General features: G+C 67.8%; 7 protein-coding genes. 6 read left to right on the top strand and 1 reads right to left on the bottom strand.

All coding sequences use genetic code 11. The features are described from left to right. Positions 1–44 precede the first annotated feature (44 nt). A complete protein-coding gene (locus tag L284_RS27510; protein ID WP_021232491.1) occupies positions 45–512 on the bottom strand; it encodes a MarR family winged helix-turn-helix transcriptional regulator in 468 nt (155 codons plus the stop codon). A gap of 103 nt (positions 513–615) precedes the next feature. Between L284_RS27510 and L284_RS27515 the strand changes: the two genes are divergently transcribed. The 6 genes from L284_RS27515 (at position 616) to L284_RS27535 (ending at position 8,725) form a co-directional block, all read left to right on the top strand. Continuing rightward, the gene (locus L284_RS27515; protein WP_021232492.1) at positions 616–1,044 is read left to right on the top strand and encodes an organic hydroperoxide resistance protein; all 429 of its coding nucleotides are present in this window, start codon (positions 616–618) and stop codon (positions 1,042–1,044) included. 150 nt (positions 1,045–1,194) lie between these two features. After that, the gene (locus tag L284_RS48175) at positions 1,195–1,368 is read left to right on the top strand and encodes a hypothetical protein (protein ID WP_021232493.1); all 174 of its coding nucleotides are present in this window, start codon (positions 1,195–1,197) and stop codon (positions 1,366–1,368) included. An 87-nt stretch (positions 1,369–1,455) separates the two neighbouring features. Continuing rightward, positions 1,456–1,992, top strand: a complete 537-nt coding sequence (locus tag L284_RS27520) for an RNA polymerase sigma factor (RefSeq protein ID WP_021232494.1) — start codon at positions 1,456–1,458, stop codon at positions 1,990–1,992. 54 nt (positions 1,993–2,046) lie between these two features. Then, a complete protein-coding gene (locus L284_RS27525; protein ID WP_021232495.1) occupies positions 2,047–2,988 on the top strand; it encodes a FecR family protein in 942 nt (313 codons plus the stop codon). Between the two features lie 2 nt (positions 2,989–2,990). Continuing rightward, positions 2,991–5,426: a TonB-dependent receptor domain-containing protein gene (locus L284_RS27530; RefSeq protein WP_031341427.1), complete on the top strand. Its 2,436-nt coding sequence runs from the start codon at positions 2,991–2,993 to the stop codon at positions 5,424–5,426. Positions 5,427–5,539: 113 nt separating this feature from the next. Beyond that, positions 5,540–8,725 carry an autotransporter outer membrane beta-barrel domain-containing protein gene (locus L284_RS27535; RefSeq protein ID WP_021232497.1) on the top strand — a complete coding sequence of 1,062 codons (3,186 nt, stop codon included), beginning with the start codon at positions 5,540–5,542 and terminating at the stop codon, positions 8,723–8,725. Positions 8,726–8,886 lie beyond the last annotated feature (161 nt).

An 8,886-nucleotide genomic window follows, 5' to 3' on the forward strand; every position in this document is an offset into this window, starting at 1 on the left:
ACCGTTTGCGCTATCGATTATCAATAGCGATTAACGGGGTGCACTCACTTACCACGGAGCTGCCCGCGCAGCTTCTTTATCGCGCCGTTTAAAGCCTCCAGTTCCTCAACCGCAATCCCGGTCGTCTCCAGCAGTTCCGCAGGCACGCAGCGGGCCTGCTCTGCGGTCTCCCGCCCCTTGTCGGTCAGGGTGATCCGCACCACGCGCTCGTCCACGGCCGAACGACGGCGCTCCACCAGACCTGCCGCTTCCAGGCGTTTCAGCAGCGGTGTCAGCGTATTCGACTCGAGGAACAGCTTCTCGCCCAACTCACTCACCGCCTGGTCGTCCTGCCGCGCGAGTGCGAGGATCGCCAGATATTGCAGGTAAGTCAGACCAAGGCGATCGAGCAGCGGCTTGTAGATCCGATTGAAGGCCAGCCCGGTAGAATAGACCGAAAAACAGAGGAAATCCTCGAAAGGGTCGAGGTCGATCTCCGGCGTGGATGAAGGGCTCTGGCTCATTTCCTCCATATAAATCGCACGCGATTGAATCGCAATGCTTGACATCTCGGAACGAGTCACGCATTTATATCGCACACGATCCAATCACCAACGATTTAAATGGAGATGCACGATGTCGATCAACCCTCTTTACAAGACCAGCGCCACCGCAACCGGCGGCCGCGACGGCAAGGCCCGCACCGATGACGGTGCGTTCGAAGTCACCTTGGGCACACCGAAAGAACTCGGCGGCAACGATCAGGGCAACAATCCGGAACAGCTTTTCGCATCGGGCTATGCCGCCTGCTTCCTGGGCGCCATGAAGTTCGCCGCCAGCCAGGACAAGGCCCTGCCCCGCGTGCCCGCAGACGCCACGGTGAACGCTACTGTCGGCCTCGGTCCGCGCAGCGACAAGGGTTTCGGCCTGACCGTCGAACTGCTCGTCACCCTGCCCGGCGTGGAGCGAGAGGCTGCCGAAGCGCTGGTTGCCGAGGCCGACACCATCTGTCCCTACAGTCACGCCGTGCGCGGCAATATCTCGGTGACGCTCGCCGTCGCCTGAGCAGCATCGATGCCATGCCGGAGAGCGCACCTTCCCGGCATGGCATTTCAACTATCTGGAACAAACCGGATCAACTTATCTCAATTCCCGGAAAGCCAGGAAAAGAGGAAACAGAAGGTCAGCCCAGCAACGTTTCGGAAAGCCCCCGCCATGTCCCGCTTCTTCAATCCCATTCATGACCGCGCCAGCCGCCTCGCCGATGCCGCCCAGCCGGTCATCATCGCCATGGGAACGGCGGGCCTTACCGGCGGCGCCATGGCCGCCCTCGCCCTCTTCACCGATCGGGCCATCCAGTCCCGCGCCTCGGCCCAGATCGCCCGCTGACACGCCCGGCGGCTCGGTCAAAGAGCAGGAGGGCAAGGACTTTCCCCGAGGCTGCGGACAGTCTATCTGTCCCCGCGAAAAGCCAACATGCCTCCTTCCGCGCCGCCTTCCCCTTCCCGATCGGGCCTTGAAGCGACTTTTCTCGAGAATCGGGACAAGCTGCTGCACTTCCTGCGCGCCCGCGGAGCCGGAGACGCGGCGGAGGACCTGGTCCAGGAAGTCTGGCTGAAGATTTCGCGCAGCACGCCCGGCCCCGTCGCCGCGCCGCTATCCTATCTTTTCCGCACCGCCGACCTGCTGATGATCGACCGTTTCCGCTCGGCGCGCCAGTCCGGCACGCGCGAGCGCGACTGGACCCAGGCCCATGCGGACGAAGCCGGCGCCTCTCCCGAACCTTCCGCCGAACGCCGCCTCTCCGCCGCGCAGGAAGCGGGGCACGTCCTCTCGCTGCTCGAAAGCCTCGGCCCTCGGGTCTCGGCAATCTTTCGCCGCCACCGGATCGACGGCATGGCGCAGAAGCAGGTCGCCGCCGAACTCGGCATCAGTCTCAGCACGGTGGAAAGCGACTTGCGCGTGGCCTATCGGGCGCTCGCCCAATGGAAGGAACGCAGCGATGAGGCCTGATGGCGTCGAGGTTCGCGCCGATCGTCTCCGTCTTCGCCGCAGAAGGAGCGCGCGATGAGTGGTGATGACAAGATGGAGGCCGAAGCGCTCGACTGGGCGCTGCGCGTCGGCGATCCCGCTTTCGAGGACTGGGACGGCTTCACGCGCTGGCTCGACGAGAGCCCTGCCCATGCCCGCGCCTATGATACGGTAGCAGCTGCCGTGGCTGATGGCGCGGAGCTGATCGGCTCGTCCGCTCCCGCCAACGATGATGCGCTGCCCGCGATCATGGCCACCGCTCCGCGCAGGCCACGGCGCGCCTGGCTGGGCGGCGCCATCGCGGCATCGCTGATGCTCGTCGGCGGCCTGTGGGTCTGGCAGGCGGGAAGCCGCGACCTCTACCGGATCGAGACGCTGCCGGGGCAGGTCCGCACCGTGGCGCTCGACGCGCAGACCCGCGTCGATATGGCAGGCGGCACCGCGATGGAGTTCGATCGCAACGATCCGCGCTTCGCCCGCCTCAAAAACGGACAGGCGCTTTTCACCGTCCGCCACGACGAAGCCCGCCCCTTCCAGGTGACCGTGGGCGAGGACACCCTGGTCGACGTCGGCACCGTGTTCGACGTGCGCCGCAATGGCGAAGACCTCAGCGTGGCAGTGTCCGAAGGCGCGGTGCAGTTCAATCCCAAGGCGCAGGACCTGCGGATCGCGCCGGGCGAAGTGCTCCGGCGGCACGGCAAGGCCGGAGACTATACGCTCGGCAGGATCGCGCCTGCCCGGGTCGGGGAATGGCGCGAGGGGCGTGTGACCTTCGAGGACACGCCGCTGCGCACCGTCGCTGCCGACCTCGCCCGCGCGACCGGGGTTGCCTATGCCGTCGCGCCGGGGAGTGCGGACCGCAAGGTCTCCGGCTCGCTGCTGGTCGCGCCGTTGCGCGCCGATCCCGCCGCGCTCGGGCCGCTGCTCGGCATCGAGGTCCGCGAAGACGCGAAACGCTGGATGATCGGCGTGCCCTGAAGATGAGAGGTCCGGCGTGGCTTCTGGCGGCCGCTCTGGCCATGCCTCTCCCCGTGCTCGCGCGCGAGGCGGACGTGGCGACGCGCGCGGGCACCGCGGGCGAGGCGGTCGTCGATCTCGCGCGGCAGACCGGCACCAGCATCGTCATCGCCGATTCGACGATCGCCCGGCGCACGATCCCGGCCCTGCGCGGACGCATGGACGTAGCCGAGGCGCTGAACCGTCTGGCCCGTTCCGCAGGCGCGCGCGCCGTACCGGTGGGACGTTCGGCCTGGCGCCTTGAAGCCGCGAAGCCTGCGGCGACGCTCGCCCGTCCCGCTCGCGAGACTCCCGGACCGGCAGCACCGCGGCCGCCGATCGAAACCCGCGGCGAGCCGATCTTCGTCCAGGCGACCAAACGCGATCTCCGCATCGAGGATGTGCCCGGACATCTCGCGATCCTCGACGGCAAAGCGCTGGAAACGGGCGGCGTCGGCGGCACCGAGAAGATCACCCGGCAGCTTGCCACCGTCTCCTCGACCCATCTCGGCAGCGGACGCAACAAGCTGTTCATCCGCGGCATCGCCGATTCCAGCTTCACCGGGCCCACTCAGGCCACCGTGGGCCAGTATCTCGGTGACATGCGGCTGACCTACAATGCGCCGGACCCGGACCTGCGCCTTTCGGACCTTGCCCGGGTGGAAGTGCTGGAAGGGCCGCAGGGCACGCTCTACGGCGCCGGATCGCTGGGCGGGATCATCCGCCTCGTGCCCAATGCCCCGCTCATGGGCGAGACCGGCGGCACGGTGATCCTCGGCGGGTCGCTGACGCAGCACGGCGCCCCCGGCGCCGATGCCAGCGCCACCGTCAACCTGCCGGTGGCGGGCGACAGCGTGGCCCTGCGTGCCACGTTCGACAGCGCCAGTTACGGCGGCTACATCGACAAGCCCGTGCTCGGCCGCAGCAACGTCAATCGCTCGAACATGCTGGGCGGCAAGCTCGCCCTGCGCGCCCGGATCGCGCCGGACTGGACGATCGACCTCATCGCCCTCGCCCAGAGCACCGAGGCGGACGACAGCCAATATGCCGACCGCAACGGCAAACCTCTGGAAAGCTCCGCGCGCGTGCCCGAAGGCTCGAAAGCGGAGTATGCGCTGGGCCAGCTGGTGGTTTCCGGCCGGATCGGCGAGATCGACCTGCGCTCGACGACCGGCGTAGTAGTGCAGGACTTGCGCGAGCATTATGATGCCAGCGAGACGGGCGGTGACCCTCGCCTGTTCTCGCAGGCCAACGACACGCGTATGATCGTGCACGAGACGCGCGTGTGGCAAAGCGAGCGCCACGGCTTCGGCTGGCTGCTCGGCGCCAGCTACACCCATAACCGCACGGTCCTCAACCGCGACTTCTCCAGCCTCCTGTTCGACATGCGCCAGGCCGCCACCGGCGTGCGCAACACGATCGACGAGTTCACGCTTTACGGCGAGGCCAGCCTGCACCTCACCGGCCCGCTTACGGCAACCGGCGGCGGACGCTTCACCCATTCGCGGCTTGGCGGCGACGGCGAGGATATGGCGCCGGCCACGCAGGCGTTTCTCGTCACGTCCGGCGTGACGGCGAAGCGCACCATGAGCCGCTTCCTCCCCTCCCTGGCGCTGAATGCCCGGTTTTCGGACCAGGATTCGCTCTACATGCGCTATCAGGAAGGCTTCCGCCCCGGCGGCTTCGCAATCGAGAGCAACGTCGTGCGCCGCTTCCAGAGCGACCGCACCGGCACGTTCGAGATCGGCGCCCGCCACGGCCGTGCCGGGTCCTCCCCATTCGATCTGGCGATGAGCCTGTCCTACACGCGCTGGCAGGACATCCAGGCAGACTTCATCGACGGCTCAGGCCTGCCCAGCACCGCCAACATCGGCGACGGGCGCGTGTGGTCCGCCAGCCTCTCCGGCGGCCTGCTGCTGGCACCGGGCCTGCGCGTGGAGCTTGGCGCCACCTGGAACGAGAGCAGGGTGGACGAACCCTCGGCGGCGCTGGTCCAGTACGTGCTGGCGCCGGTCGGCCTCGCCGGCGCCACGCTGTCCCGCGCGGACGCGCTGCGCTACGTCTCGGCGCGCGGCATGCAGGTGCCCAACATCGCCCGCTTCGCCGGTCATTCGGCACTCGCCTGGACCCATGAGGTGAGCGAGGACTGGACTCTAAGTGCCAATGCCTGGGCCAACTACATCGGCCGCTCGCGGCTCGGCATCGGGCCGGAACTCGGCGCGCCTCAAGGCGACTACTTCGACAGTGGCTTCGATATCCGCCTGGGCACGGCCGGGCACGGGGTCACCCTCAGCGTGACGAATCTTGCAGATGTGCGCGGCAATCGGTTCTCGCTGGGCACCCCGTTCAGCACCGGCCGCGAGCAAGTCACCCCTCTGCGCCCGCGCACCCTGCGCGTGGGACTCGACGCCAGGTTCTGAACGCCAGCGCCCCATCACTATGCGGCCAATTGTTCCCTCGCCGGAGAAATTTTTCCAAGGCTGACGGCCGAGGGCTCCGTCTCAGGTCTCGATATCGACCTGAAGGGACGAAGATGCCTCGCTACCTGCTTGCTTCCACCGCGCTTCTTGCCATGGCGACCGCCGCTCATGCTGAAGACGTGACCACCAAGAAGACCACGCCGCTCCTCACTTCGACGATCAGGAACGGCGCCGCCGACGCGATCAACGTGACCAAGGACGGCTCGGTCGTGCTGACCTCCGGCACGGCGGTGACGATGGACAGCAACCACAACGTCACCAACGCCGGTACGATCACCATCGCCAACGTCAACGGCGCGCGCGGCATCGTCGCCAATGCCGGCACCACCGGCGACATCCTCAACAGCGGCACGATCACGCTCGACGAGCCCTATACCCCGACTGACGACGACAAGGACGGCGATCTCGACGGCCCCTTCGCGCTCGGTTCGAACAAGATCGGCATCCGCACGGAAGGCGACCACACCGGCAAGATCACCCAGAGCGGCACGATCACCGTGGAAGGCAACGATTCCGCCGGGATCTCGCTGGGCGGCAAGCTGACCGGCAACTTCACCCATGACGGCAAGACCAGCGTGCTGGGCGACAATGCCGTGGGCGTGAAGACCGGCCAGATCGACGGCAACGTCCGCCTCGCCGGCACGGTCCAGGCGCAGGGCAGGAACGCCGTCGGCGCGCGGTTCGGCGGCGACATCAACGGTGCCATGGTCGTGCAGGGCCAGATCGTCTCGACCGGCTACCGCTATCCCACGCCGCCCGCCGATCCCTCGAAGCTCGACGCGGACGACCTGCTCCAGGGCGGCTCGGCCATCGTGATCGAAGGCAACGTGACCGGCGGCATCGTGCTGGCCGTCGCACCGAAGGACAGCGACCCCAAGAACGACGACGAGGACGGCGACGGCATCCCCGATGCCACCGAAGGCGCCGCCAAGGTCCAGACTTACGGCAAGGCTCCGGCGATCGTGATCGGCTCGGCGACTCGGGATATCGCCATCGGCCCGGTCGCCAATACCGCCAGCAAGTACGGCCTCCAGATCGACGGCACGGTGGAAGGCCACGGCCTCTACGCGGGCATCGACGGCAACGGCGTGGCGATTGGCGGTCTCGGCGGCAAGGTGACCATCGCCAACGGCATCGGCGTGTCCGGCACCGTGACGGCAACCTCGAAGGACGCCGCAGCCACGGCCTTGCGCCTTGGGTCCGGCGCCGGCACGCCGCTGATCCAGAACGCCGGTACGATCAGCGCTTCGGGCGCTCAGGCCGTCGCCGTCCGCGTCGATGCCGGTGCAAGCCTGCCCACGCTGCGAAACTCGGGGACGATCAAGGCCGCCGCTGTCAACGAGAACGGCTCGGCCATCGCAATCGGCGATGCCAGCGGCACGCTGAACCTCGTCGAGAACAGCGGGACGATCTCGGCCACCGGCGCCAAGGCCGGATCGGGCAGGAACGTCGCCATCGACCTCTCCAAAGCGGCGGGCAGCGTGACCGTGAAGCAGACCCAGGTCGGCGCGGGCTTCACCGCCCCCGCGATCCTCGGAGACATCCTGCTCGGCGGCGGCAACGACCTGGTGGACATCGCCGACGGCACCATGACCGGCAACGTCGCGTTCGGGGGCGGCAACAACACCCTCGCCCTCTCCGGAGACGCGGTGCAGACCGGCAACGTGACCTTCGGCGCCGGTTCGGACGCGATGACGCTGGCGGGCACTTCGCGCTTCGTCGGCACGGCGGACTTCGGCGGCGGCGCGGACACACTGACGCTCACCGGTACTTCGGTCTTCTCCGGCTCTCTGGCGAACGCCGGCAACCTGGCGGTCAAGGTCACGGGCGGCATGCTCGACGTGAACAAGCCCGCCGCGATCGGCGCTCTCGATGTCGGCAAGGACGGCGTTCTGGCCGTGACGCTGAACAAGGCCGCAGGCCAGGGCTCGGCCTACAACGTCGCGGGGACGGCTTCGTTCGCCGACGGCGCCAAGCTGGCGATCAAGCTGGCCGACGTCTCGACCGCCGAGGGCAGCTATCAGGTGCTCACCGCCGGCACGATCCTCGGCCGCGACAAGCTCAAGGCCGCGACCGATCTCGTACCCTTCATGTTCAAGGCCACGCTGAATGACGCTGCTGCCGCGAACACCGTGGTCGTGGACGTCGCCCGCCGCACCGTGGCCGAACTCGGCCTCAACCGCTCGCAGGCGACCGCCTATAACGCGATCTTCGCGGCGCTCGGCCAGGACGAGAAGATCGAGGACGTGTTCCTCGGCATCACCAGCGGCGATCAGTTCCGCCAGGCCGTCGGTCAGATGCTGCCCGATCATGCGGGCGGCTCGTTCGAGGGTATCAGCCTCGGCACCCGCACCGTCGCGCGTCAGCTCATGGACCCGGTCAACCCGGTCTGGGGCGAAGGCCGCTTCAGCACGACCATGAACCTCTCCTTCTGGGGCAGCGAGAAAAAGGCCGGGGCCAGCGCGGCCTACAATCTCCAGGGTTATGCCATGTCGCTCGGCGCCGAGTACCTGACCGGCATCGGCCGGTTCGGCGGCACCTTCTCCTACCTCTGGAATCGCCACACGAGCGGCGGCGCCAGCGAGATCAAGTCGAACTCGTTCGAACTCGCCGGCCACTGGCGCGGCCAGTTCGGAGCCCTCCAGAGCTACGGACGCGCCTCGATCGGTCGCTCCAGCCACGACAGCGAACGCCAGTTCATCGGCGCGATCGGCAGCGAGAACGTCAGCCGCACGATCAAGGGCAAGTGGAACGGCACGTTCGTCACGGCATCCGGCGGCGCTTCCTACGAAGGCGGCGGCAGCCACTTCTTCTACCGCCCGGCGGTGACGGTCGATTACGTGCGCCTGAAGGAAGACGGCTACACCGAAACCGGCGGCGGCAAGGCGCTTGACCTGACGGTCGCCTCGCGCACCAGCGACGAACTCGGCGTGAACGGCGGCCTGACGCTCGGCATCGACTTCATGGGCATGCAGCGCCGGGACGAGAACTGGTTCCGCGTCGAAACCGAAGGCGGCTGGCGCGAGATCGTCAGCGGCGGCATCGGATCGACCACCGCCCACTTCGCCGGCGGCCAGAACTTCACGCTCGACGGCGACGAGGCGACCAGCGGCTGGTTCGCCCGCCTGCGTGCCGTGGGCGGCACTTTGGGCCTGACCATGGGCGGCGAGCTTTCGGCCGAGGATCGCCACGGCCACGTCGACCTTGCCTTGCGCGGATCGGTCACCATCGGCTGGTGATCGCCCGCGCCTGAGAAAGGCGGGACAGGCGATCCGGATCCGGCGCCCCAGCCGGGCCGGGCCGCCGAGGGGAGCGTCGTCCCCCACCCCAACCCCGCGCCTTCCCCGAGGCGCTCGGCGTTTCCCGCGTCCCGCCTCCGGCCCCGGTCGCTTAACCGACC

Source organism: Novosphingobium lindaniclasticum LE124, assembly GCF_000445125.1.
Taxonomy (GTDB): Bacteria; Pseudomonadota; Alphaproteobacteria; order Sphingomonadales; family Sphingomonadaceae; genus Novosphingobium; species Novosphingobium lindaniclasticum.